This window comes from Nocardia anaemiae NBRC 100462, assembly GCF_001612725.1.
Taxonomy (GTDB): Bacteria; Actinomycetota; Actinomycetes; order Mycobacteriales; family Mycobacteriaceae; genus Nocardia; species Nocardia anaemiae.
Map to the genome: position 1 here is coordinate 1 of NZ_BDAZ01000089.1, position 24,903 is coordinate 24,903.

The 24,903-nt window shown below is 65.9% G+C and carries 26 protein-coding genes and 1 pseudogene; 13 read left to right on the forward strand and 14 right to left on the reverse strand.

Features of this window, described 5'->3' with window-relative positions; translation table 11 throughout:
• The 3 genes from NA5_RS36580 to NA5_RS36590 all read right to left on the reverse strand — a co-directional run.
• A partial coding sequence (locus tag NA5_RS36580; protein ID WP_157110848.1) for a hypothetical protein occupies positions 1–473 on the reverse strand: 473 nt, incomplete at its 3' end.
• Positions 474–483: 10 nt separating this feature from the next.
• Positions 484–2,043: a WXG100 family type VII secretion target gene (locus NA5_RS36585; protein WP_062993617.1), complete on the reverse strand. Its 1,560-nt coding sequence runs from the start codon at positions 2,041–2,043 to the stop codon at positions 484–486.
• Positions 2,040–3,428 (reverse strand): hypothetical protein, encoded by a 1,389-nt coding sequence (locus NA5_RS36590; RefSeq protein WP_062993618.1) that lies wholly within the window; start codon positions 3,426–3,428, stop codon positions 2,040–2,042. Before NA5_RS36590 ends, NA5_RS36585 begins: the two co-directional genes overlap by 4 nt.
• 809 nt (positions 3,429–4,237) lie before the next feature.
• Here NA5_RS36590 and NA5_RS36595 point away from each other — a divergent pair.
• Both NA5_RS36595 and NA5_RS36600 read left to right on the forward strand, forming a co-directional pair.
• Positions 4,238–4,576, forward strand: a complete 339-nt coding sequence (locus NA5_RS36595) for a hypothetical protein (RefSeq protein ID WP_062993619.1) — start codon at positions 4,238–4,240, stop codon at positions 4,574–4,576.
• A gap of 199 nt (positions 4,577–4,775) precedes the next feature.
• Positions 4,776–5,681 (forward strand): class I SAM-dependent methyltransferase, encoded by a 906-nt coding sequence (locus NA5_RS36600; RefSeq protein WP_062993620.1) that lies wholly within the window; start codon positions 4,776–4,778, stop codon positions 5,679–5,681.
• Between the two features lie 134 nt (positions 5,682–5,815).
• Here NA5_RS36600 and NA5_RS36605 read toward each other — a convergent pair whose 3' ends face one another.
• A complete protein-coding gene (locus NA5_RS36605; RefSeq protein ID WP_084484697.1) occupies positions 5,816–6,745 on the reverse strand; it encodes an Lrp/AsnC family transcriptional regulator in 930 nt (309 codons plus the stop codon).
• A 248-nt stretch (positions 6,746–6,993) separates the two neighbouring features.
• Between NA5_RS36605 and NA5_RS36610 the strand changes: the two genes are divergently transcribed.
• From NA5_RS36610 to speB, 8 genes are read left to right on the forward strand one after another with little or no spacing between them, the layout of a single operon-like run.
• Complete coding sequence (locus tag NA5_RS36610) at positions 6,994–7,836, forward strand: transporter substrate-binding domain-containing protein (RefSeq protein WP_157110849.1); 843 nt, start codon at positions 6,994–6,996, stop codon at positions 7,834–7,836.
• On the forward strand, positions 7,833–8,549 hold the full coding sequence (locus NA5_RS36615; RefSeq protein WP_062993623.1) for an amino acid ABC transporter permease: 717 nt from the start codon (positions 7,833–7,835) through the stop codon (positions 8,547–8,549). The genes NA5_RS36610 and NA5_RS36615 overlap by 4 nt, the downstream gene beginning before the upstream one ends.
• Positions 8,546–9,316 carry an amino acid ABC transporter ATP-binding protein gene (locus NA5_RS36620; RefSeq protein ID WP_062993624.1) on the forward strand — a complete coding sequence of 257 codons (771 nt, stop codon included), beginning with the start codon at positions 8,546–8,548 and terminating at the stop codon, positions 9,314–9,316. The genes NA5_RS36615 and NA5_RS36620 overlap by 4 nt, the downstream gene beginning before the upstream one ends.
• An 18-nt stretch (positions 9,317–9,334) precedes the next feature.
• Positions 9,335–10,300: a C-terminal binding protein gene (locus NA5_RS36625; protein WP_062993625.1), complete on the forward strand. Its 966-nt coding sequence runs from the start codon at positions 9,335–9,337 to the stop codon at positions 10,298–10,300.
• Between the two features lie 53 nt (positions 10,301–10,353).
• A complete protein-coding gene (locus tag NA5_RS36630; protein ID WP_157110850.1) occupies positions 10,354–11,205 on the forward strand; it encodes an IolE/MocC family protein in 852 nt (283 codons plus the stop codon).
• Positions 11,202–12,404 (forward strand): aromatic ring-hydroxylating oxygenase subunit alpha, encoded by a 1,203-nt coding sequence (locus NA5_RS36635; protein WP_245672636.1) that lies wholly within the window; start codon positions 11,202–11,204, stop codon positions 12,402–12,404. The genes NA5_RS36630 and NA5_RS36635 overlap by 4 nt, the downstream gene beginning before the upstream one ends.
• Positions 12,401–13,165 (forward strand): class II aldolase/adducin family protein, encoded by a 765-nt coding sequence (locus tag NA5_RS36640; RefSeq protein ID WP_062993628.1) that lies wholly within the window; start codon positions 12,401–12,403, stop codon positions 13,163–13,165. Before NA5_RS36635 ends, NA5_RS36640 begins: the two co-directional genes overlap by 4 nt.
• Before the next feature lie 39 nt (positions 13,166–13,204).
• Positions 13,205–14,143 carry an agmatinase gene (gene speB, locus NA5_RS36645; protein ID WP_062993629.1) on the forward strand — a complete coding sequence of 313 codons (939 nt, stop codon included), beginning with the start codon at positions 13,205–13,207 and terminating at the stop codon, positions 14,141–14,143.
• A 307-nt stretch (positions 14,144–14,450) separates the two neighbouring features.
• On the opposite strand, the gene NA5_RS36655 is transcribed toward speB, so the two are convergent.
• From NA5_RS36655 to NA5_RS36680, 6 genes are all read right to left on the reverse strand, one after another.
• On the reverse strand, positions 14,451–15,038 hold the full coding sequence (locus NA5_RS36655; protein WP_062993631.1) for a dihydrofolate reductase family protein: 588 nt from the start codon (positions 15,036–15,038) through the stop codon (positions 14,451–14,453).
• 643 nt (positions 15,039–15,681) lie between these two features.
• Complete coding sequence (locus NA5_RS43545; RefSeq protein WP_245672638.1) at positions 15,682–16,089, reverse strand: hypothetical protein; 408 nt, start codon at positions 16,087–16,089, stop codon at positions 15,682–15,684.
• Between the two features lie 42 nt (positions 16,090–16,131).
• Positions 16,132–16,293: a hypothetical protein gene (locus tag NA5_RS41025; protein ID WP_157110852.1), complete on the reverse strand. Its 162-nt coding sequence runs from the start codon at positions 16,291–16,293 to the stop codon at positions 16,132–16,134.
• A 27-nt stretch (positions 16,294–16,320) separates the two neighbouring features.
• Complete coding sequence (locus tag NA5_RS36670) at positions 16,321–16,764, reverse strand: hypothetical protein (RefSeq protein WP_157110853.1); 444 nt, start codon at positions 16,762–16,764, stop codon at positions 16,321–16,323.
• A 530-nt stretch (positions 16,765–17,294) separates the two neighbouring features.
• On the reverse strand, positions 17,295–18,563 hold the full coding sequence (locus NA5_RS36675) for an SGNH/GDSL hydrolase family protein (protein WP_218020245.1): 1,269 nt from the start codon (positions 18,561–18,563) through the stop codon (positions 17,295–17,297).
• Positions 18,564–19,050: 487 nt separating this feature from the next.
• Positions 19,051–19,797, reverse strand: a complete 747-nt coding sequence (locus NA5_RS36680) for a TetR/AcrR family transcriptional regulator (RefSeq protein ID WP_062993636.1) — start codon at positions 19,795–19,797, stop codon at positions 19,051–19,053.
• A 75-nt stretch (positions 19,798–19,872) separates the two neighbouring features.
• On the opposite strand from NA5_RS36680, the gene NA5_RS36685 reads away from it, so the two are divergent.
• Both NA5_RS36685 and NA5_RS36695 read left to right on the forward strand, forming a co-directional pair.
• Positions 19,873–20,748 carry an SDR family oxidoreductase gene (locus NA5_RS36685; protein ID WP_245672640.1) on the forward strand — a complete coding sequence of 292 codons (876 nt, stop codon included), beginning with the start codon at positions 19,873–19,875 and terminating at the stop codon, positions 20,746–20,748.
• 499 nt (positions 20,749–21,247) lie between these two features.
• Entirely contained in the window at positions 21,248–21,733 is a 486-nt protein-coding gene (locus tag NA5_RS36695; RefSeq protein ID WP_062993638.1) for an FKBP-type peptidyl-prolyl cis-trans isomerase, read from the forward strand.
• Here NA5_RS36695 and NA5_RS42710 read toward each other — a convergent pair.
• From NA5_RS42710 to NA5_RS43410, 3 genes and pseudogenes are all read right to left on the reverse strand, one after another.
• Positions 21,651–21,992 carry an acyl-CoA dehydrogenase family protein gene (locus NA5_RS42710; RefSeq protein WP_307188896.1) on the reverse strand — a complete coding sequence of 114 codons (342 nt, stop codon included), beginning with the start codon at positions 21,990–21,992 and terminating at the stop codon, positions 21,651–21,653. The two genes, NA5_RS36695 and NA5_RS42710, sit on opposite strands and share 83 nt — an antisense overlap.
• A gap of 518 nt (positions 21,993–22,510) precedes the next feature.
• A pseudogene (locus NA5_RS42715) lies at positions 22,511–22,739 on the reverse strand (transposase); the annotation flags it as partial.
• Positions 22,712–22,846, reverse strand: a complete 135-nt coding sequence (locus NA5_RS43410; protein ID WP_371856493.1) for a hypothetical protein — start codon at positions 22,844–22,846, stop codon at positions 22,712–22,714. The pseudogene NA5_RS42715 and the gene NA5_RS43410, both read right to left, overlap by 28 nt.
• Positions 22,847–23,089: 243 nt before the next feature.
• Here NA5_RS43410 and NA5_RS36705 point away from each other — a divergent pair, with 243 nt between their 5' ends.
• Complete coding sequence (locus tag NA5_RS36705; RefSeq protein ID WP_062993640.1) at positions 23,090–24,028, forward strand: LLM class F420-dependent oxidoreductase; 939 nt, start codon at positions 23,090–23,092, stop codon at positions 24,026–24,028.
• Positions 24,029–24,146: 118 nt separating this feature from the next.
• Here the strand turns inward: NA5_RS36705 and NA5_RS36710 are convergent, their stop codons facing one another.
• On the reverse strand, positions 24,147–24,560 hold the full coding sequence (locus NA5_RS36710; protein WP_062993641.1) for a hypothetical protein: 414 nt from the start codon (positions 24,558–24,560) through the stop codon (positions 24,147–24,149).
• Positions 24,561–24,903: the final 343 nt, after the last annotated feature.

The window sequence follows — 24,903 nt, forward strand, 5'->3', positions numbered from 1 at the left end:
GCCGCCTCCACCGCCGGTGCGGCCGCCGCCTCACCGACCGGCCCGGCCGCGGCGGCCGCCGACACCATCCGCACGATCCGCCAGCCCAGCTCGATGCCGAAGGCGAACATCACACACAGCGTCTTCTCCGCGTCGTTGGCCGCACCGTCGGTCTGATCGGCCAGCGCGAGTGCCCGCTCGCGCAGCTTGGCCCCGCCATCGCGCTGCGAGCGCAACGCCTCCCGCAACTGGTCACCGAACATACCCAGCGAATCCTGCTGCGCCAGTAGCGTTCCCGCGTTCAGCGCGTAATCGTTCATGGCCGCGGCCTTATCCCGCAACTCCGCTGCCATCCACCGCATTCTGGAGATGTCGGCGCGCGGCAGATCCCCGCCGAACACCACCATCTCGATCGGGCGCCGGACCATGTCGGGCAGCCCCTCGAACATCTCCCGCAGCTGAACCACGGGATTCAGCGACAACGCGTGTCCCATCCGGCGCCGCCTATCCCGGCGGCGCGGCCGCGTCGACCAGCACCGCGTGCAGTATCTTCGCCGCAGCGCTCGCCCGCTCCCCGTGCAGCACGACATCGGCGAACGCGATACCCAGTGCCCGATACACTTCGAAACCACCCGCCGCACCGGTGGCCCCATTCAACTCGGCCCGCCAGTGCCGGAAACCGCGCAGCAGCTCACCCAGTGTCGTGTACCGTCCCGCCACCACCCGCATGTACTCGGCGATCAGGGCGCGCTGAGCGACCTCCCGGGCGACACCGCCGCCGGCGTGGTTCAAGGCGAGACCGAGTTCTCGTACCGTCGCCGAGCCGACAGCCGAATCATTGGGTCCCGCTTCGGTTTCCGGCGTTCCGACGCCAGGGCTCGGTTCGCAGGCGACTCGCCGATCGAGCGTGATCGACCGGACCGTGGCCGAGTCACGCACATCACGGCGCCACCGCACTTCCCGGGCGTCCTCGCCCAGGTCCCCCACCGCGACGACGTCGAGTTCGATCATCGGGTACTCGGTGAGCACCCGATCGACCGCCGCCGCGAACTCACGCACGGGCGTCTCCTGCAGGTCGGGCAGGTCGAAACCGATGACCGTGACGTGGTGCCGGTGGGCCAAAGTCCGTGCGAGCCAGGCGAATATGGGTGAGAGGCCGGGCTTGCGGGTCGATCTTTCCGTCTCGCGACCTCGATCACGCTTGCGCGGCTCGGCGCTCTTCGGGGAGCGCGGCGGGGAGCCGGGCCGGGGATTGGACGAATTCGGGGTGGAAGGCGCGGACCCGCTCTTGGGTGGTGGTCCGGTCCACGGCGTTTCTCTTCTGCCGCCGGTCCTGGGAGCGGATTTTCGCCCCGGCGTCGTCCCGGGTCCGGGCGATGTCGCGCTCGGGTTGCGTGGCGCATCCCGTCCTGCGCCGACCGGTGGCGACACCGGTGAGGATGGGGGCCGGCGGCTCGGATCCCCAGCGGACTTCGAGCCGCCCTGCGGGTCCGAAGTTCCGGCCGGAGGATTCGACGACTGCGGGCTGTTCCGCGACGTCGACGGTTTCCCGGAAGATCCCCGAGGCCTGCCGGACGCTTGCTGTTCGGTGGGGGTGCGATTCGAGATCGGCTGTCCGGCAGGGGTATTTCTCACGGTTCCGGCGTCGGGCCCGAGAGAGGTGGTCGCGGGTGCTGCGCTCCCAGCTGATGGGATGGCCGAGGACGGTCGCACACCCGTCCCATAGTTCTGGTCCGGACGATACGCCTCGTCGCCAGCTCGGCCGATCTGACCGGCACTGTCGAGATCCTGGGCCTCGAAGTCGTGCGCGGCGGCGGCCGCCTGCTGAGCGGTCCCGCGCAGGCTTTCCGCCATCGCTTGCAAATCCCGCAGCAACTCATCGGCCTGTGGCGTGAAATTCTTGGCGAAGGCCTCGCCGAGATCGTCATCGCCCCAGCACCCGTTCGCATTCGCCAGGGAGTCTCGCAGTCCGGCGTAGGTCCGGGCGACCTGGTCGCCGAGTTCGGCGAGCCGTGCGCTGTCGCGTCGCAGACTGTCCGGGTCCAGCTGCACTCTGTCGTTCACATCGCCCCCGGTGCGGCCCGGCGCAGCCGGAATCGTCGCTCGAAGGCGGCCACGAACTCCGAACGCGGCACCGACGATGTCGACCGTTCCACCACACCGTCGTCGGCAACGTAGAAAACCGCACGGTCCAAGGCGATTTCGCCGTCGGGCACCGGTGACCGCACCACCCAGCCCACGTCGATGCGTTCGGCCCGCAACGTCGACAGCGGATAACCCGTGGTGTCGTAGCCATGCCGGTGAATGTGACCGCGAACGAGGTCGACGGCATCGGCCTCGGACATCCCGTCCGCGTTGTCCGCGGCCAGACCGGCGACCAGGAATTGGAACAGCGCGCCGTCGATATCGACCTGGTCGTCGTGACCGAAGACGTCCGTCATTCGCGCCCTGGTCACCGATCCCGACTGGGCGGCGAGTACCAACGCCTCGGCGGTTTTCGGCACGTCGCCCACTCGATCGCCCACCAGGCTGCCGATGATGCCCGCCACGGTGTCGACGGTCCATACCGCGGGCATGGCCGGTGCGCACTGCGCCATCGGTGCCGACTCACCTCGATACCATCGACCCGCCTCCCACCAGTAGCAGAACGTCAGCAAACCGGTCGCCGCGCGCGGATTGAGCACCGGGTCCGCGACCCAAACCGGTGCGCCGGCAAAGAATTTCGGAGCTGCGGCACCGGAGTTGTAGACGGCGTCCAGGACCGGCGCGTTCCAGACACCGCCCGACAACACCGCCCGGTCGCCGGGCAGCAGGTTGAGCGTCGAACCGCTGCGTGCCGCCCTTTCGAACACACCGGTCGACGGCCCGATCCGCGGCCCCCGTCGCGATCCGGCCGCCGTAAAGGCCGCCGCCAACACCGCCCACCGGGCCCACAACGCGGCGAGATCCGGCAACTCGTCCTCGACCGGCACCGCCCGCACCCCGGCGCGGCGGTCCGCGCGCGTCTGCTCCGCGGCCTGCCGTGGCGGTCGCGACGGCAATTCGGCTCGCCCGACGTAGGCCGCCAACCACACCGGCAGCCGAGCTCGGGGATAGATTTCCAGGTCGGCGCGATACGCCTCGGGCGCGAACAACTGCTCGCCGGGGAAGGGCTCCGCACCATAGTCGGGCAAGGTCTCGACGCCGTCGGCATCCACCCGCACCAGCAATCGCCACCACGGTCCGTCGTCGGACCGAGCCGACTCGTCGCGGTGTAGACGCACCGCATCCCACACCGCGTCGGGCACCTTGCATCGAACCGAGCGTGTGCCGTCGTCGGCCAGCAGCAGTGCCGACTCCTCGACGACGGTCACCGCGAACCAGGCTTCCAGCCGCCGCCATCCGGCCGGGGCGAATTCGGACAGCCCGCGCGCGATCTCCAGTGCCTCGGCATCACCGCGCCCGGACACGCTAGCCCCCTGTACTCAAGGTCCGGCAGGACCGGTGCGGCGGGGAGCCGGTGCGGCGGGCGGTCCACGCACAGTCCATAGGCAATCCCCTTCGACTGAAAACGATCGTCACCAGCACGGTTCGACGGCCTCAATCGGTGCGAGCAGCTCGGACAACAGCTGCGACGTGGTCATGACTTCTCCCCACGAGGTCGAATGCCCCACACGCCACCGTGCTCGGCGATGTCGAAAACCATTACACGGCAACGGCAATGCCCCAATCCTCCTGGTCGCCACTCCACTCCCGACCAAGACGTGACCGTAGACCAGGGATGCCCGGATGCGGCCCCCCGAGTGTGCGGCAGTCGAATTCGACCCACAACGATCGACTCACACCACCCTCCCCGGTTGCGTCCTAATAGATTCGCAAGTATTGGCGTATAGGTAGGTCTGAAGCATCGGTATGTGATAGGGGGTCCGCGCCTGGTCTGGAGCCTGTAGGTTCCCGCGGCGCGGCACGGCGCGAATCCGGCCACCGTGGCGACGGCGCCGTCGCCGGGCGGACTGAAACCGGCCAGGTTCTTCATCTCGCCGCTCGCACTGTCGATGAGCCGCCGCGGGTCGGCCGCGCCCTGCGCAGCGTGACTGTCTGGACAGGCGAAACCGGGCGGGGGACGGTGGATGGTCAGGCTGGGTTGGTCACATCAACGGCTCGGGCGGGGAGGGTGGTGCGCCCGAAGGGGAGAGGGCTGACCAGATACCGGCGTCTTCCACGGGTTCTTCACCGAGGTCGCGGTGTTCGCGCAGGCGAAGCAAGCGATCGACGAGGTGTGCCTGTACTTGCGCGAGCTCGCACGGGCATAGCGGCGACCGAGCCGCTGGTGCTCGCACAACCGTCCAGCGACCCCGAACGGCTGGCGTCGCGCATCACCGCGGTCGCGGGCCACTTATCCGATGCCATGTCACCGGCGGTTCTAGTGGATCTGGACGCGGACCGGTTCGGCGTCGCCGCGCAGATCACGGCACTCGCCGCGAAGTTGCAACTTCCGGTCGCGGTGAGCAACACGGCCAAAGCGGCGATCGAGGAGACGTTCCCCTATCAGCCAGATGTCGCGTTGCGCGGCGATCCTACGCAGTCCGACGAGCAACCACAGTTACTGCCTGGTTAAATGTTGCTCACGCACGGTTTCGCACAGCCGTGAGATCTGTAATCTCGGATCCGGATGCCACCCGACCTAAGGGACGGACCCCAGCCGCCCGCTCGACGACTCCCAGACACTCGCCCCGAAGGGCGGTCCAACGTCAACTGCATGGGGGAGGGCACCGACACCGACACGATTCGGCCTGCATGCAAGGAAGACCCGCACCATGACCGGTTACGCCCCCGCCGACCGTCAGATCCCGTCCCGCGACCAGCTACCCGACGAGTTCTTCGCGCAGTTCCTCGACCCGACTCGCACCTACAGTTGCGCGTACTGGACTCACCCGGACGACACCCTGGAACAAGCCCAGTCCGCCAAGATCGACCTTGCGCTGGCCAAATGCGATCTGCGACCGGGAATGACCCTGCTCGACGTCGGCTGCGGCTGGGGTTCGACCGTGCTGCGCGCCATGGACACCTACGGCGTCAATGCGATCGGGCTGACGCCCCACCGCAACCAGCACCGGTACGTACGCGACCGCCTCGTCGACCGGCTCATCCACGGCTGCCCCTACGGCGGTGTGCGACGGCAAAGCTGGCACCAATTCGACCGCCCCGTAGACCGCACCGTCTGCATCGGCGCACTCGAACACATCCCCCAACAGCGATACCCCGACTTCTTCGACTTCGCCTACCGGATGATGCCCGACGACGGAGTGCTGCTGGTACAAACCGTCGTCGCCCATGACCCGCACGAGGCGCAAGCGCACCAGGCACCCGGCCTGACGACCGAAACCGAATTCGCGTTCCTACGCGGCACCGTCTTCCCGAGTAGTCAGCTCCCGCGATCAACCGGCCACAACCCCAGGGGAATCAACGAGTACGCGCAGGACGCCGGATTCAGCCTCGCCCACATTCAGGAACTGGGATCCCACTACACCACGACCCTCGACAGGTGGGCCACCTCTTTGCACGAGCACCGCGACCGGGCGATCGAACTGGCCGGGCAACACACCTACAACGCCTACATCAGCTATCTGACCGAGTGCGCCGACCACTTTCGCCACGGCCACCTCAGCGTCAAGCAGTTCACCTGCACCAAACCCGGCGCAATACAACCCCCACCACATTGATCCTGCCCGCGACACCCGATTTGGGTGTCCCCCCGGAACCGGCAAGACGACGTCGCAGGCCTCGCAAACGGGGAGCGGAACGGTAATCCGCCCCCGCACCGGTATCGACGCGAACGGCAGGGACATCGACGCGGTCACGATTGCTCCGTCAATTCCCCGGAAAGCGGCGGCACGTTGCTGTAGCGCTCCTTCACCGTGACCAGATGCACCCAGCTATCGACCTCGAGCACCGGGCGTAACGCACGCACCGTGTCGAGCGCGCCGACGACGTCCTCCAGCACGGCCGCGTGCACCGTGCCGACCAGATCGAACCGCCCGATCGTCGCGGCCAGGAAGCGCAGGCCGGGGAGCTCGGTGAGTAGCGGCGCGAGTCCCGCGGTGCGTCCGCTGGCACGCACGCCGAATCCGACCGCGTATTCGGTATCGCCGTGCCCCGGTCCGGACAGTGCGGCGACGTGCACAATGCGCTCATCGATGAGGCGCTTTACCCGCAGCCGAGCGGTGCCCGCGGAGGTACCGGCCGCGGCGGCGAGCGTGGCGTAGGAGGCACGCCCGTCCTCCTGCAGCACCGCCAGCAAACGGGTATCCAGCGCATCGATCGAGGCCGCCGATGCCTTCTCGGGGCGGCCGACGTCGATGATCAGGTCCGAGTAGAACAGCGTGTTGGTGTCTCGCACACCGTCGATGCTGCGGATCCGGTCGAGCGTGGCCGTGAGCTGCGGCGGACCCTGAGTGCGGATCTCGACGACCAGCGGGTACCGACCACTGGTCAGCGACACATACGGAATGTCGTGCAGTGCGGCCACCCGCCCCGCGACCTGCCGAACGGGTTGGTCAACGCTGATCGACACGTGGGCAAGCGCTTCCAGCCCGATCGTCGACGGGTGCACGATCCCGACTACCTGGGCACGCCCAGTGCTGAACAGCGTGTTGAGGCGTTTGGAGATCGTCGGACGTGACGCGCCGAGTTTCGCAGCGAGTTCGTTGCGCCCGATCCGCCCGTCGAAGCGCAGTTCCTCGAGGATGCGGGCGTCCAGCATGTGGGTGCCAGAAGCTGCGGTCATCGGAACTTAACAATCGACTTCCGAACCGAGTCTTCTTTACCGATCATCAGTATTTTCCTTCTCCAACAAGACTCTCGCACGATTCATCGAGCAGTGGTTTGCATAACATCAAACAGTGGCGCTCGTCGCTGAACTTCCCATGTGGACTGAACCTATCGCAGTTTCTATCGTGCATCTCAATCGAACGAGCATCAATCAGAGCAGGAACGTTGCCCATAACGCCACTGCACTGGCAGGAGATTGAGCAGATGAAAAAGCTGGGACTGGTAGCCGTGGGAACCGGTGCGGCATTGCTGATCGCCGGCTGCGGGAGCGGATCGGGCGGTAGTGCGGCCAGCGGCGCCGCACCGGCGGGCCTGATCCGCGGCGGCGAGGTTCGGATCTGCACCGATCCCGAATACGCGCCGATGGAGTACTTCGAAAACGGGAACACCACCGACCCGGTCGGCTTCGACTCCGATGCCGCACGCGCACTCGCCGACCTGTGGCAGGTGCGGCCGAGTTGGCAGGTCACCTCGTTCGACGGGCTCATGCCCGCGCTGCAGGCCCAGCGTTGCGATGTGCTCTGGTCCGCGCTGTACGTCAGCACGGAACGCACCGCGGTGGCCGATGCCGCGCCGTTTCTCGCGACCGGACCGGGACTCATCGTTCGCAATGGCGAAACTCGGATCGCGACCGTCGACGACCTATCCGGCAAAACCGTCGCGGTCCAAGGCGGTGGTGCGAACGAGAAGACCCTGCAACAGCTTTCGGACCGATTCAAGGCTGCAGGCAAATCAACGATCACGATCCAGGCCTACCCCAAGACCGCCGAAACGGTTGCGGCGGTGACCAATGGCAAAGCGGACGCTTTGATCGAGACCGACGTCGCGGTCGTCGATATGGTCGCCAAGTCCGGCGGCGCGCTGACCGCGATTCCTGGTGTCTTCACCGCGGAAACGGTTTTCGGGGTCTTCACCAGGAAGGGCTCGCCGCTGACCGGCCCCGTCGCCGCGGGCATCCGGACCCTGACCGAGAACGGCACCCTCGCGAAAATCGCCACCAAGTATGGGCTCGATCCGGCCCGGATCCGCCCCGGAACAGCACAATGACCTTCGACCGGGATATCTTCCTCGACGCCCTCACCTCGTCCGAATTCCTGCATGGCGCTTGGCTTTCGGTAGCCCTGGCGGCCATGTCGATGATCTTCGCCACCGTGCTCGGATTCGGGGTAGCCCTCATGCGCATCAGCAAGGTACGGACCCTGCGCGCCGTCGGCGGCGGCTACGTGTGGTTGTTCCGGGCCATCCCCACGCTGCTGGTGCTGTTGATCATCTGGAATGCCGGGCCGCAGCTCTTTCCCGGGCTGCGCGAGAACTGGTTCACGCCGTTCATCGCTGCCTTCCTCGGTTTCGCGGTGGTGGAGGCCGCCTATATGGCGGAGATCCTGCGCTCGGCGCTGTTGAGCGTGGACGAAGGGCAGCATCTGGCGGCCCGGGCGATCGGGCTGCCACCGCACCTGGTCTTGCTGAAAGTCGTACTGCCACAGGCGGTGAAGGTCGCGCTGCCGCCGACCGGCAACGAGTTCATCGCGATGCTCAAATACACCTCACTGGCGTCGGTGATCTCGCTGCGCGAGTTGCTCACCACCGCGCAGGTGGGGGTATCGGTGACATTCCGGTACGCCGAGTACTACAGCGCGGCCCTGGTCTACTACCTGGTGATCGTCAGCGCCCTGATGGGTGCGCAGAGCCTTATCGAGCGTCGCTACCGATGGGTCTCATCGGGTGCCCCCATCCCACGGAAGGACCCGGTGTCGGTATGACTGATGCGCCCCTTCTACAGACGGTCGCCCTGCGAAAAAGCTACGGCCACAACCTCATTCTCAAAGGGGTCGACTTCGCGATCGCACCGGGCGAGGTCAAGGCCGTGCTCGGGCCATCCGGCTCCGGCAAATCAACCATCCTGCGGCTGATGGCTTTGCTCGAGCCCGCGGACGGTGGCTCGATCTTGCTGCACGGCAAAGAGATCGGAGTCGAGAGCGGACGGAACGGTCATCCGGTGCCGATGCCCGAGCGGCGGCTGGCGCGACAGCGCACCGATATCGGCATGGTCTTCCAGCGCTTCAACCTGTTCGCCCATCTCGATGTGCTGCGCAATGTGATGCTCGGCCTGACCGCGGTGACCGGACTGAACAAGGCCGAGGCCGCGCATCGCGCTGAGACCATGCTCGAACGGGTCGGCATGGCCGGTCATCTGCGGCACTATCCCTCGGAGCTGTCGGGTGGACAGCAACAACGCGTCGCCATCGCGCGGGCGCTCGTCCTCGAACCGTCGGTGATGCTCTTCGACGAACCGACATCGGCACTGGACCCCGAACTGGTCAACGAGGTGCTGTCGGTGATGGAAGCCCTTGCCGCACAGGGGATGACGATGATCGTGGTGACCCACGAGACCAGATTCGCCCGCCGGTTCGCCGACGAGGTCGCACTGTTCGACTCCGGCGTCATCGTCGAGCAGGCGCCGCCCGAGCAATTCTTCACCCAACCCGAACAAGAACGAACCCGCGCGTTCCTGTCCCATGTCCACTGACTCGGAACGGATTCCGCTATGTCAGCTCCGATCGCGGTCTACACCGATCTCGACGACCTCGACCCCGCACCGGGCGTAACCCTGTTGGAGACGGCGGGTTTCGAGGTACGGGTGCTGGAGACCCGAGACCCCGACAGTATCGCCGAGGGGGCCGCCGATGCCACCGCACTGCTGGTCGGCTACGCGCCGGTCGACGCGGATCTGCTGGCCCGCCTGCCCGGTGTGCGAATCCTGTCGATGCTCTCGCGCGGCCACGATGCCGTCGACGTCGATGCGGCAACGGCCCGGGGCATCTGGGTCGCGACCATCGGCGATCTCGCCACCGCCGAGGTCGCCACGCACACCTGGGCGCTCGCCCTGGCCGCGGTGCGTCGCCTCGACTTCTTCACCCTGCACGGCCGCCGTAGCTGGCTGGACCGGCCCATATCCGGGCCGCGGCGACTGTCCGAGATCACCCTCGGGCTGGTCGGGCTCGGCCGCATAGGCGCCAAGGTCGCCGAGTTCGCCGCCGGTTCCGTGGGATCGATTCTCGGCCATGACCATTCGGGACGTGCCATGCCCACCGGTGTCAGCGCGGCGTCGCTCGCGCAGGTGGTCACCCATTCCGATCTCGTTTCCATCCATCTGCCGCTCGACGCTCGCACCGAGCGGTTGTTCGACGCCGATCTCATCGCGCGGATGCGCCCCGGCTCCTGGCTGATCAACGTCTCCCGCGGTGGCATCGTCGATTCCACGGCGCTGGCCGACGCGTTGGACAGCGGCCACCTCGCTGGTGCCGCACTCGATGTGCTCGACACCGAGCCGCCCTCGGCCGGTGACCGGCTCGCCGAACATCCCCATGTCCTGCTGACCCCGCACGTGGCCTATCTTTCGGATGCGACCGCGCGAGACTACGTGCTGACCCAGGCCCGCAATGTGGTGCAGTGGCATCGCACCGGCCGCCCGCTGCATCCGGTCGCCACCCCGGCCTCGGTGCCACTATGAATCCGGCGACGAATGGGCCCCCGCGCCTCGAGATATTCAATTCACTGTGGGCGATGGAGGATTTGCCGTGGGGTGCGCCACGCCCGTGGACCCTCGCCGAGCAGCTCGACCAGCTCGTGGCGGCCGGATTCGACGGTGTCGCGGTCGACCTCGGCGCACGCGGCAGGCCCGAGGCCCACGAACTCGCCGCCCTGCGCAGGCACCGATTGCGTTCGGCGGTCTTCGCTTTCGTCGGTGACGATGTCGATCTCGATGCCGCGTTGCGCTATGCCGAGATCATCGACGCCGACCGAATGGTGGTCTGCGGACGCGTCTTCGACCATGACCTGACAGCTGTCGCGCACACCGTCCTCCGTTGGCATCGCCGGTGCGCGGCCGCGGGTGTCGCGATGCAATTGGAAACGCACCGCAACACACTGACCGACGACATCCGCACAACCACCAGACTGCTGCATGTACTGGCCGCCGACGTGAATTTGGCAATCGACCTGTCCCACTACGTATGCGGCAGCGAATTCCCGCTGCCGCCGACCGCGGAGCTGGAAGGACAGCTCGATGCGCTGTTCGCGCGCGCCGAATCCGTGCAGGGCCGCATCGCGACCCGCTGCCAGGTACAGATTCCGCTCGGCTTCCCACAGCACCGCGAATGGGAGGCACTGTTCCAGGACTGCTGGGTCCGCGCATTCACCGCCATCCTGGAGCGCCGCCGCCGCGACGGCAGTCTGGAGCCGGTGCTGTTCTGCGCCGAATTGGGCACCACCCCATATGCCATCACCGACCGAAATGGGCGCGAACTTTCGGATCGCTGGGCCGAGACACTCACCCTGCGCGACCGGGCCGAGACAGCGTACGCCGCGGCCGTGCACGGCACTTCGATCACCACATCCCGAGGAGGAATACGTTGAGCGACATCCAATTTCCCCTATCCGAACGGATGACCTCCAGCGGGAACGTGGTCGTCGACGGGCCACTGCCCGAGCTGCCGATCGGCCGCGCACTTGTGCCCGCCCGCGCCTACACCGGCGCCGCGGAGTTCACCCTCGAACAGGACCGCATCTTTTCCAGCGGCTGGGTGTGGGCCGGTTACGCACACTGGGTCGATGAGCCAGGCGCCGTACACCCGGTCACGATCGCCGGTAAGCCGCTGCTCCTCGTCCGCGGCGACGACGACCGGATCCGGGTCTTCCACAACTCGTGCCGACATCGCGGTATGGCACTGACCGAAGAACCGCTCGTAGTCACCCGCCGGATCCAGTGCGCCTACCACTGCTGGTCCTTCGACCTGGATGGAAAGTTGTCCGCCGCACCGTATTACAGCCGTGAGCGGCGCGCGAAGGTGGATCCGGCGGCGGCCGAACGGCTCGGCCTGCTCGCCGTCGCCAGCCACGTGTGGGCGGGCATGGTGTTCATCGACCTATCCGCCACCGAGACCGACCCGCAGCGCTGCGCCGACGAGTTCGCACACCACCTCGAGCCGATCCTGACTCGTTGGGCGCATATCGATTTCGAGCGGATCCACCTCGCTGGGGAACGCCGCTACGACGTCGACGCCAACTGGAAGCTCGTCGTGGAGAACTTCCTCGATTTCTACCATTTGCCGTTCGTCCATCCCCAGGTCGGGCCGGTGACCGCCTCGCTGGACGTCGATGATGTGGCACTGCATCCCGACATCCTGGGCGGCACCTATCCGCACGGGGCGGTCGGCAAGGCGGACAAAACCGATCGTGCCCTACCCTGGCTCGGCGATGTCCCCGCCGACCGGCTCGAACACCAGGACATTTTCTGTGTGTTTCCCAATGCCCTGCTCTTCCTCGAGGCGGACTGGTTCCAGGTGATCGGCTTCAATCCGGCCGCCCCGGACAAGACGATCGAACATATGGCGGTATTCGTCGATTCAGCCGCGGCCGGAACGGAATACGCGCAAGCCCACCACCAGCTGACCGAGGTGCTCTGGGAGGTCAACGAGCAGGACATGCCGATGCTGCACCGCCTGCAGATCGGCCGCAATTCACCCGCGGCGGATGCGACGAACCTTGTCCCACATTGGGATCAGATCACCGCGCTGTTCCAGCATCGGGTCGCGGCGAAGGCAGGCTACCGATGACCGCGGTGCAGGCGGCCCGTGCGACGGAATCGCGGCTGCGACGCGAACTCGCCGCTGTATACCGCCTGGTCGCCCACTTCGGAATGACCGACCTGATCTTCACCCACATCTCGTTGCGGTTGCCCGGGCCGATCCCGCGATTCCTGATCAATCCATACGGGCTGCTGTTCGAGGAGATCACGGCGTCGAATCTGGTGATCGTCGATGCGCACGGCCGCGCTATCGGCGATACCGGGCCGCCGGTGAATCCGGCGGGTTTCGTCATCCACAGCGCGGTGCACGCCGCCCGCCCCGACGCACATTGCGTGCTGCACACCCACACCCGGGCGGGCTGTGCGGTGGCGGCCACCGCGGAGGGGCTGTTACCGGTCAACCAGATGTCGATGGAGTTCTACGGCCGGATCGGTTACCACGACTATGAGGGCGTTGCCCTCGATCTCGACGAGCGGGCCCGACTGGTCGCCGATCTCGGCGAGCATCCCGCACTGATCCTGCGCAATCACGGTCTGCTCACCGTCGGAGCCACTGCGGCACAGGCCTTTCTGCGCATGTTCTATCTGAATCGGGCGTGTGAGATCCAGGTGTCCGCCGCCGCCACCGGGACGCTCACGTTGCCGTCCCCGCAGGTGTGTGAACGCAGCGCCCGCCAGCTGGCCGGCGACGAAACCGGCGACGATTTCGCCGATTCCGAAGCATACGACCTCACCTGGGCGGCCCTGCTGCGGCTACTCGACCGCATCGACCCGCATTACGCGGACTGAATCCGCCTGCGCGACTTATCAATCCGAGAGGATACAACGATGACCACTGTCGGGCCCGTCGACGCCACCCGCATCCCCCGCTACGGCGGTCCGGCGACCTTCGCCCGACTGCCGCGCATCGATCAGGTCACCGCCACCGATATCGCCATTATCGGTGTTCCGTTCGATACCGGCGTCAGCTACCGACCAGGCGCCAGACTGGGACCCGGCCACGTGCGCACGTCGTCGAAGCTGTTGCGGCCGTATAACCCCGCGCTCGACGTCTCCCCATTCGACGCACTGCAGATCACCGACGCGGGCGACTTGGCCTGCAATCCGTTCGACATCGAGGCAGCGATCGCCGAGATCGAATACGGCGCGGATGCACTCACCGGTACCGGCGCACGGCTGGTGACGATCGGCGGCGACCACACCATCGCGCTGCCACTGCTGCGCTCAGTCGCGCGGCGGCACGGACCGGTCGCCGTGGTGCACTTCGACGCGCACCTCGATACCTGGGATACGTATTTCGGTGCGTCCTATACCCACGGCACCCCGTTCCGCCGCGCATCGGAAGAAGGGCTGATCGACCGCGAGGCAAGCATGCATATCGGCACTCGCGGACCGCTCTACAGCACAAGCGATCTCGCCGACGACCGCATTCTCGGCTTCTCGGCGATCACCGCCCCCGAGATCGAAATCGACGGTATCACGGCGGCGGTCGAGCGGATGCGGGCCCGGATCGGCGACCGGCCCGTCTACGTCTCGGTCGACATCGATGTTCTCGACCCGGCGCACGCCCCCGGCACCGGTACTCCCGAGGCGGGCGGGTTGACCAGCCGCGAATTGCTGTTTCTGCTGCGCGCATTCAGCGACACCGACATCGTCGGCGCCGACATCGTCGAGGTCTCACCCGCCTACGACCACGCCGAAATCACCGGTATCGCAGCCGCACACGTCGGATACGAGCTGCTGTCCGCGATGGCGATGCGCACCTGAAGTCTCAACCCCTGAAAGACAGCGGCAAACTTCATCGAATGCCTATGTGCGGCTCAGCCGGAGCGCGCCGACCGTGCGCCGCGGGCCTGCCATCGCGGTAAGCGGGGCCGTCATGGTGGACGGCCACCCGACCGCAACGCCGTCGAACGCGGAATCAACCTGCTCGAGCAAAACCGTGCCGTAGCAACCAGATTCGACAAGCTCGCCGTCCGCTATCTCGCCACCATCCACATCGCTGCCATCAACCTATGGCTCCAGCACGAGTGAGCGCGGGCACCAGTCCGCACTCATACCACTTCGAGACGGTCTAGCGGCGGACCGGGTAGCGCAAGTGCAGGGCACGGCGTCCCTGGATAACAGTCGGGTCGTCGAGGAGTAGATGACCTCGGTTCAGCTTCGCGAAGTAGGGGATTCCCTCGCCGAACAGTACCGGGACGAGGCTGACGCAGATCTCGTCCACCAGTCCTAGATCGAGCGCCTGCTGGGTGATCGTGGGGCTGGCGATGGTGACGTCCTGGTCTCCGGCGATCTTCTGCGCCCGGGTGATCGCGGCGGCCACGTCGTCGACGAAGGTCGTTGTCGGCCAGCGCTCGGCGGCGTCCTCGGGGGTGCGGTGGGTGACCACGACAACGGGAGCCCCGACGGGGTGGTTGTCGCCCCAGCCGTCGGCGATGTCGAACAGGCGTCGCCCGGCGATCAGTGCACCGGTGTTCTCGGTCAACTCTCGCAGCATTGTCGCGCTGGCGTCGTCGACCCGGAATGTCACGGCCTCATTCGGGTTCGGCACGGTCGCCTCTCCAGCCTCGTACCAGTCGAACAGTTCCCTGACCTGGTCGTTCGAATCCGCGATGAACCCATCCAGCGACATCGTCATATGTGTGAGGACCTTGCCCACCGCGGGCCTCCTTCGATCGTCCGGTTGTCACTGTGTCGACTGCCCGCGCGCGCGAAAATCATCGGTGAGGGTCCTCGGCATCGATACCGCGTTCCCACCGAGCAGCCAACACCTCTCAACACCCCAAATTGTTGGTGGGCGGCGCCCAGCAACCGCTACTTCGCGACACGCTCTAGATCTTCTGGTGATAGGTACGTTCGGCACATCGGTGTGCTCTGCCCTCGGCAATTCGGGTATGCGATACGAGCTACGTCCCCCGCTGGCTGATATTCCACGCCATCAGCCCGCCGCCGTCCGGATTATGGAGAGAGTTGCGGCAACTACCTATGACGAGATAATCCTCAGGCCGGTCCGACGGTGACGGCTGATTCGGGTTGGGCTCGTTCGAGCGTCACTGTCGCGTGTCAGGAGGTGCGACGGTGCGGTTGCAGCCCGGATCGGTATTCGCCGGGTACACAATCGAGCAACTGCTGGACTCCAGTGGTATGGCGATGGTGTATTTGGCCCGCCATCCACGACTCGAGCGTCGAGTCGCGTTGCAGGTTCTCAGCGATGCGCTCTGCAGCGATCCGAAGATACGAACGAGCTTCGAACAAAAGGCGGCACTCGCCGCCCGGCTGGATCATCCGAATATCGTGCCGGTCTACGACCGCAGCGATGGATCTGCCGAAATGCCCTGGATCGCAATGAAATACGTTTCTGGTAGTGACACGGTCAGCTGATGGCCGCCGCCGGTGGACGGTTGTCGGCAGCGCGGGCCGTCGCTTTGCTCGCCTGCGCCGCCCACGGTTTGGATTACGCTCACAGCCAGGGCATCCAGCACGGCGATGTCAAACCCGCGAAACTGCTTGTCGAAACCGACGGCACTGGCACCGACCACACTTTTGTTGCCGACTTCGGCACAGCGCGCACACTCGCCACGACCGGACTCGCCGGACGGCGCACTCGCGTTCAGTCCTGACGGCTCTGTGCTTGCCTCGGCGAGCAACGACGGTGCCGCGATGAACTTCGACACCAGGTGCTGGGTTTTGAGTATGAGGACCGTGGTCATCCCGAATCCCAGGCCCAGAACCAACTTCGAACCCGGCCCGCCCTAGATCGACCAGTCGCTATCGCCGAGATGGCGATAGATGTCGGATGGTGGAAGATCGTCCTGACCGGCGACACCTGATCCGCTGGCGCGCGGGGCCGCGACGCCGAGCGCAGGCATGCCAACGCTGCTCACAATGTCCCAGGTGTCGCCTTCGGTACGCATACCCGCAGTTGGCGCCGCGGCGCGCGGCTATGGCACCAGCAGATACCACTCCGCGAAAGGGCCCTGGATCGGCCAAGTGTCGGCCATTATCTTGGCCGGCCCCATCCCCACCCACATGTCCACGGTCACGGTGTCGCCCGGCGTCGCATCGGTGTGCACATACACATCTTGCGCCCGTGCACCCGCTGAGCCCAGCCATCCCAGCATCACGTGATTGCCGCACGGCCCGCGCTGATAGCCCAGTGGTGTCACGTGGGCCAGCACGTGGCCGGGCAGATGCGGTGCGGCCTCCACCGCCACGCCGATCGTCCCAGCACAAAAATTCGCATCCCCGAAGGTGTAGAGCGTGGTGCCGAACGGCGCCCATTGCGGTAGCGGATCCGCCTGTGCCGGCGTCGCCTGTATTCCACACATCAACGCACCGATCCCTGCCGACACCACGACCCCTGCCGCTACTCGCCGCACTGTCATAAGTCGATGTCCTTCCCGCGTAACAACACGCTCACAGCCGTACTACCCGCTCCAGCAATATAGCCCGGACGGATCCGGATGAAATCGCGGCGTATGACCGAAAGTCGTTCCGCCAGTGAGCATATCGAACCATCTCTACCCCGTGGGAGGTTCAAGCTTTCTCGTAGCCGCCGGGAGCATGGCATTATCTCGCCGAGATCCCTTGGGCGGTATTAGTTCTGCCCGCGACAGAGAACGGACTCGGCAAATAAGGCCGCCAACCTAGAGGACTGAGGGGCCGGAGTGTTGTTCGCCGATTGCGGAGGGCCCGCGGCCGTCTGGAACGCACACAGAACCCTTCGCCGCGCGCCTATCTGCCGCGGGGCCTGGTGCGCTGCGATGCGTGCGGCCGCAATGCAGGCCGAAATGGTAAGCGGGATCGTCTACTACCTGCGCGAGGACACCACCACCGCATCGGTTGATCGTTGGCTGGCCGCCCTGTTCGATGGTGCCCCGGCGTCCACGGCATCTGTGGCCCCGTACGGGGGTCATCACAAGCTGTCGATATCGACCGCTGCGGCCATGGCCCGGTACCCCTCGTCGTTCGGGTGGAGGTGGTCGCCGCTGTCGTAGATCGGAGCGATCTTCTCCGCGTCGACCGGATCAGCAATCGCCGTTGCGAAATCCGCGACTCCGTCGAACGCACCGGAATTGTGGATCCAATCGTTGATCGCGTGGCGCTTTGCGGCCGACCGCGTGGAGTAGTGGTCCGAGTCGCCGAATGGCAGCATGGTGGCGCCGACAACCTTGATACCGTGTTTATGAGCCTTCTCGATCAGCGCACGGTATCCGGCGATGACCTGGTCGGGGGAGATATCCGCGCTGGGTTTGTAAGTTGGCTGATCGGTCTCACTGAACCCGATGTCGTTGACACCTTCGAGGATGATCACGCTGCGCACCCCCGGTTTGGCGAGGACGTCGCGCTCGAACCGCGTAGCGGCACGGTCGCCGTACCAGGCGGAATCGTTGACCACCAGGTTGCCGCCGATGCCCTCGTTCAGCACGGCCCGTTGTTTGCCCGCGACCGCCAGCCGGTCGGCGAGTGCGTCCGTGTAACGGCGGTTGGCACCTGCGGTCGAGGCGAAACCATCGGTGATCGAGTCGCCGAACGCCACGACGGTGTCTCGCCGGACCGGACCATCCGAGACCTCGACATCGGTCAGGTAATACCAGGATTTCGTGTGCTCGCCGAAAGCTGTCGCGCCCGTGTCGGTCACGTGATCTCCGGCCGCGCGGTATGTGTCGGTCCACGCCTGTGAGTGGAAGGTGGCAGGCCCGGTGGTGTTTGCGAAATAGAGTGTCACCGTTACCGACTCGAGCGGCGCTACTCGCAATTCCGCTGCGTCACTTGCTACTTCTGCACCGGCAGGAATAACGACATGCTGGGATGAGTCGAATGTCAACGGCCGCAGCGAATCCGGCCGGGTCGCGGCACCGTCGGCGGCAAGGGCGATGGTCGCGCCGCTAACTTCGAGTGGGCTCGCACCGAACCGGTTGGATAAGCGGATCCTCGCTTTGTCGCCCCCGTTGCTGACCCGCACGGCTTGGCGGATGGTCTGTCCGGAGAACCCTGCTTCGGACCAGTTCGGGCCGAACCCGGCCGATGGGCGCTGCATCGCCGCCGACCAGGCCGCCGACCATGACTGCTCCATACCCTTCGATGCCGCGCCACTGTGGTCGGCGCCACATGCCGACAGAGTCGCCGCCGCCAGGGCAGCCACGGCTGCCAGCACCCCGGCACCGCTCAGTGATCTCTTCATCATCTCGATCCCTCAACTTCGTGATTAGTCGCAATCCGAGAACCTGGCCACACTAACGGGTCGCGAGTTCCATTAACTCAGGCGACGGTATCAGAAGCACGCGTCTAATGGAACCCGAGTGCCATTTATATGCGGTGGATGGTGAGACCGTTCCGGATCTGGCGTGGGACCTCGTCGACATCCACGTGGCGGACGAACTGATGATCGTGCGCGATGAGGCGACCGGTACGCCTGTGGCCGAGTTCCGGGGGCGGCACCGATCCGAAAGTCCTTCCATACGATGGAGATAGACCTGTTCACGGTCCGTGACGGAAAGCTCGCGATGGGCTACAACGTCGAGAATTGGGCAACGGCGCTCGAGCAGTTGCGAGCCTCCTAGGTCTACTGACCTGAGAAGTTGGGGCCGCGGCTGGGTCCGCCGAGGCCGGATGGTGGCCTGGTGATCACCGGACCAGGTTCGGGTGCCGCTGGTGGCTATGTGGCGCGGTCAGTGGTCAGCTGCGAGACGGTCCAGCCACTCTCGAAGCAGGTGTTGCTCGGCGGCGGTGAGTGTCGTTTCGTCGGGGAGGGTGGCGCGCAGGGCGCGGGCCGCGCCGGCCGGGCCGGTGTCCTGGACGGCCGGGCGTTCGTTGGTGACGGCGGTGACCATGGCCTCTCTGAGGGCGGTGAGCAGGGCCGGGTCGCGGTCGGCTTCCGGCAGGGACAGCCAGGTCAGGACCGCGCCTCGGCCTGTGGCGTGAATGATCCCGGCCGCGAGTTGCTCGTCGACACGTAACCAGCCGCCTGCGGCGAGGCGACGGACCCGTCCGCGCAGGATCTTCAGTCCGGCCTGGAATGCGGCCGACTTGGTGCCGGCGGGTTCGCTGTACATGAGGGTGTAGAGCGCGGGGTTGGACAGGCCGAATTCGACCGCGAGGTCCCACCCGGACCGGAGGTCTTCGATGAGGTCGGCCGGGTCTGGGTCGACGTGTTTGCCGGCGACGAATTTCGCGAAACCGTACTCCGCCACCGCTTCCAGCAACCCGTCCTTGTCGCCGAACAGCCGGTAGATCGCCGGTGGTTGCAACCCTGCTGCGTCGGCGACCGCGCGAGTGGTCACCGCGTCCCGACCCGCACGCTCGAGCAGGTCGGCGGCGGCTTCGATGACGCGCTGCCGGTGCTGTTCGCGAGCCGACGCCGTGCCGTCGGGTTCGACGGTGGTCGTGCCGTTCCTGCGTGGCGTGGACGATGTCATGAATCAACGATAACGCTTGACTGTTTCCAATGAAAGTATCACTGTTATCGCATTGACGTTTCCAATGGAATCAAGATGGAGAACAGTATGATCATCGTGACCGGAGCCACCGGGCTGCTGGGCCGTCGGATTGTCGAGAGCCTGCTGATGCGAGTGCCCGCCGACCAAGTGGGTGTGAGCGTGCGCGACCCGCGAAAGGCGCGGGACCTGGCCGAGCGCGGAGTGCGGGTGCGCCAGGGCAGCTTCACGGACCCTGACAGCCTGTCCCGCGCTTTCGAAGGTGCGAGCCAGGTGCTCATTGTGTCGGTTGACAAGCTCGGTGCGGAGGCCGTCCGCCAGCACCGGGCGGCCATCGACAGCGCCGTCGCGGCGGGCGCACGCCGCATCCTTTACACCAGCCATATGGGCGCCGGCCCGGCCTCGCAGTTCGAGCCCTGCCGCGACCACGCCGCCGACGAGGAGATGCTGCAGGCATGCGGCGTGCCGTTCACCTCGCTCCGCAACGGGTTCTACGCCACCAGTGCACTGCGGTTGTTCGGACAGGCCGCCGAGACCGGGCAGCTCGTGTTGCCCGCCGATGGGGCGGTGAGCTGGACCGCGCACGCCGATCTCGCCGACGCGGCCGCGGCGATCCTTGCCGAGGAAGGCCGATTCGACGGTCCCACACCGCCATTGACCGCTGCGCAGGCCATCGACTTCGACGAGGTTGCCGCCCTCGCGGCCGAGCTGACGGGCCGAACCATCAAGCGCGTCACCGTATCCGACGAGGCGTTCCGGCAACAGATGGCGGGCTACGGCGTCCCGGCCGAGCAGGCGGACCTGATGGTGGATATCTTCGCTGCCAGCCGAGCCGGTGAATTCGCCACGGTCGACCCGACATTGGCGAAGTTGATCGGCCGCGAGCCGATCGGCTTCGATACGGTTCTGCGCGAGGCGTTGTCGGCGAGCTGATTGCTCTGCGCTCGGGCCTGCGTCCTTCGAGCGGAGCCGCTGCCCGCCCCACCGTCAGCACTGAACTCCGGGACGAATATCCGCTGATGCCGTTGCGACACGAGGTCACACGATGCGAGTGAATTCTGGTGGATGCACCGCTGATGCTCGGCAGCGATCTACAAGAAGCCAGGGCTGATCGAGACCCGAGATGGGCAGGACAGACGGGGTGCGCTCAGTTCGCGCCATGGTTCGTTGACAGCCCGGCCGTGCTCGCCGAATTGCGCGAGGTAGGCGCGGCCCGAGTGCTGGAGGGCCGGGCGGGTCCGGGTTGGCTTTGGCCCCGGTCGGTGTTCTACAGCAGCAACCGCGCGGACCCGAAGCCACAGTCGTCGAGCACGGTCGCGCCCGAGGACTACCGCGTGGACTCGGTCCTCTCGAGAGCATGGTGAAACCGGTATGCGCTCTCTGTCGGGATACATTTGCGCGGTCCGCATTCCTCTGCGAAAGGTTTACCGCCATGTCGATCGCTGCTGACAAGGTCGTCTCCATCGAATACACCTTGACCGCCGACGACGGCGAGGTGCTGGATACGTCCGTCGGTGACGCGCCGCTGGTCTACCTGCACGGGGCGGACAATATTGTGCCGGGGCTGGAACAGGCGCTTGTGGGCAAGGCCACCGGCGACGAGGTGGTTGTCGTGGTCGAGCCTGAGGACGGGTATGGCGAGTACCTGGCCGAGCTGGTGAACACGGTGGATCGGGACATGTTCGAGGGAGCCGACGAACTCGAGGCCGGGATGGAGTTCCACACCGAGTCGCCGGACGGCGAATCGCAGATCGTCACCGTCCGCCGGGTGGACGGCGACGAGGTGACCATCGACGCCAACCATCCGCTGGCCGGGCAGCGGTTGCACTTCACCGTCAAGATCGTCGACGTCCGTAATGCGAGCGACGAAGAACTCGCGCACGGTCACCCGCACGGTCCGGACGACCACGAGCACTGACGTCGGTCCTGCCGCCGATCACATACGCCGCATCGATGAAGTTGGTATGCCCGAGAGGAATCGGGCCTCCAGCGGGTCGGTCGCCGCGGTCCAACCGTACGGCCGCCTTCTGATACATGGCGCGGGCGGCCTCGAGTTCGGTGGCGTGTTCGGCGAGTTTGTACTGCCAGTACTGCATTTCGCCGAGCTTGCGGCCGAACAGCACCCGTGAGCGTAGCCGCTGCGCGGCCGGGCCCTGGGCCGCCTGTGCGACACCCACCCCGGGGTGGCGGCGATGCCGACCCTGCCTGTCGCGAGCGAGGCCAGCGCGGTGGCCAGGCCGCGGCCGGGCTCACCGAGTGCGTGGTCGGCGGGCACCGCGACATTCTCGAATCCGATGTCGGCGGTGATCTGCCCACGGTGGCCCATCTTCAGGTCGGGGTCGCCGACGGTGACGCCGGGTCTGCATATCTCGACCAGCAGCATGGTGGTGTCGTCGGTGCCGCCCTCGCGGCAGAGCAGGCAGACCTATTCGGCCGCAATCGAATTAGTGATCCAACGCTTGCGGCCGTTGACCCACGAATCCATCGGCGGTGCGGGTGGCGACGGTTTCAGGGCCTCGGGATCGGCGAGGAATACGGCGGCGGCGGAGGTGCCTTCGGCCACGAGGCATCGTCGCTGAGGAAGCCCCCGCTGGCCCGCGACACGTCGTTCGCGACCGGTTTCGGCATCCACTCCACCATCTGCGCGCACTACCTCACGCAGGTGAGCGGAGATCTCGCCGTGGGTGAGTCGTTCGAAACTGGCGTCGCGGTCGCGAGGAACGTCGATCTGCACCGGCCCGACATCGGTTACCACGGTTTTTCGAGCGAGATCCGTTGCGGGAATTCGGTGTCCCTCGCCCGGCAGGGTCGCCATGGTCATAGCCGAGATGGTCGGTGATCTCGCCATCAAGGGCGGATTCGACCACCATCTGCGCCAGCAGCCCGCCTTCACCGGTCAGCTGCAGTCCCTTGGCCGGGCCGATGCCACCAACTGGCCCACCAACTCCGCGTCCGCCGCCGAGGAATCCTCATCCGTACGCTTGCCCAGCGCAGCAGTATCGGCCACCACGACCGTCACCACATCAGACATCAAGTGCTACTCCATTATTTGGGAGCTACACCATTGTTCTTACAGTCCCTCGGCAGATCAACGGTTAACCACCCGAGCAGTTTGCAATGGGGACCGCGTCCGATGGTGTTTCGACCGTTCCGCCTCCTAGAGCAGCCCGCGCGTTCGGTGATGGGATGTAAAAGGCGGCGGTGGTGGGTGAAAGCTCTGTGAAATACAAGTTCGGATCTCGGGTGACCTCGCGGTCTGCATTACGGTGGGCGTGTGGACCTGCGAATCTTCACTGAACCCCAGCAAGGGGCCAGCTATGATCAGCTACTGCGCGTCGCGAAGGCGGCCGAGGATGCTGGATTCGACGCGTTCTTTCGATCCGATCATTATCTACAGATGGGTATGGCATCCGGATTGCCCGGGCCTACCGACGCTTGGATCACGCTCGCTGGCCTGGCGCGCGAAACATCCCGGATCCGGCTGGGCACCCTCGTTACCTCGGCCACATTCCGGCACCCTTCGGTTCTGGCAATCTCGGTTGCACAAGTGGATCAGATGTCGGGCGGCCGTACCGAATTCAGCCTCGGATCCGGCTGGTTCCGCGACGAGCACACCGCCTATGGCATCGACCTGCCTGAATCTGGGGAGCGTTTCGACCGATACGCCGAGCAGTTGGAGATCGTGACCGGCCTTTGGGAGGTAGCGGAAGGCGCGAATTTCACCTTTGTCGGCAAACACTATCGGCTGGAAAACGCTCCGGCCCTTCCGAAACCGGCGCAGCGTCCGCGCCCGCCGGTCATCATCGGCGGAGTCGGAAAGAAGCGAACACCTGCGCTGGCCGCGCGATTCGCCGACGAATTCAACCTTCCGTTCGTCGATTCCGCCACGGCCGCAGCGCAATTCGTGCGAGTGGATGCCGCAGCCCGGCACATCGGACGCGATCCTGGGGAAATTGTTCGCTCGGCTGCGTTGACGCTGTGCGTTGGCCGCGACGATGCGGAGGTTGCCCGCCGTGCCGACACCATCGGCTGCGAGGTCACCGACCTGACGCGAAGGAACGAGCTGGTCGGTTCCGTTGCGGAGGTGGTCGACAAGATCGGCCGCTATCGCGAGGCAACCGGAATCACGCGTCTGTACTTGCAGTACCTGGATCTCTCGGACCTCGACCACCTGGATCTGGTGGCTGCCGAAGTCGCGCCGCAACTGGACTAGGCTAGGTGACTGGTTTTTTCGTGCGGTGGTGGCGTGGCTCGAGCAGAACGCTGGGGTGTAGGACGTGCGTCAAGTCAGGGTGATCTGCTGCGGTCGTCGTAGCGTGCCGCCGATGACCCTAGCGGTGGTGATGGTGCCGCAGCGGATTGAAGGCTTTCGGATCGGGAAGCGGTGGAACGGTTCGCCTTCGACGCTCGCTGGAAGCGTGCCTCTGGTGGTCTGGATTCGGATGTCCGGGGTCCGTGCAGAAAGTGCTGGTGGATATGCGGGCCCGCCTCGCCCGCTCCAAGCGACCGAACCGCATCTTCGATTCAGTGCTGGAGCTCGCCTGCTCTGCTGGGCTGATGTGCCGTCGCCGGGTGCTGGACTCGACGCCGTTGTACGACGCGGTGGCAACGATGGACACCATCACGCTGGTGCGGTCGGCAATCCGCGACCTACTCACCGACGCGCCCTCCGGGCTGGCGGCGCTTTCACTCTGCTGGCCGCCGCGGTCATTCTCGCATGCCTTGCCGTGGTCGGGATCGGTCATACCACCAACAGTTGGACAGTGGCCTACGAGTGAGACACCTGGCCACGGTTGGCGACCGCTGCCCAAACGACAACGGGCACAACAGCATGCGAACCGATCACCGGCGACAACGATCGCTAACACCAGCTAGACGCTGAACCGACACCCGCCAGGGCCGCATCAGCGTCGAAACAGACTCGCTCGACACCAGCCACCTTGGTCGTGTCTGCTGGACGGATACATCCGGGGCCCGATCGTCACTCGGCAAGGCAGAGAACCGATACCGGCTGTGTATCGGCGACAACGACGCCGCCAGACGACGATCGGGCCCCGGAGTCTCCGGACGGGTTTCAGCATCACGGCC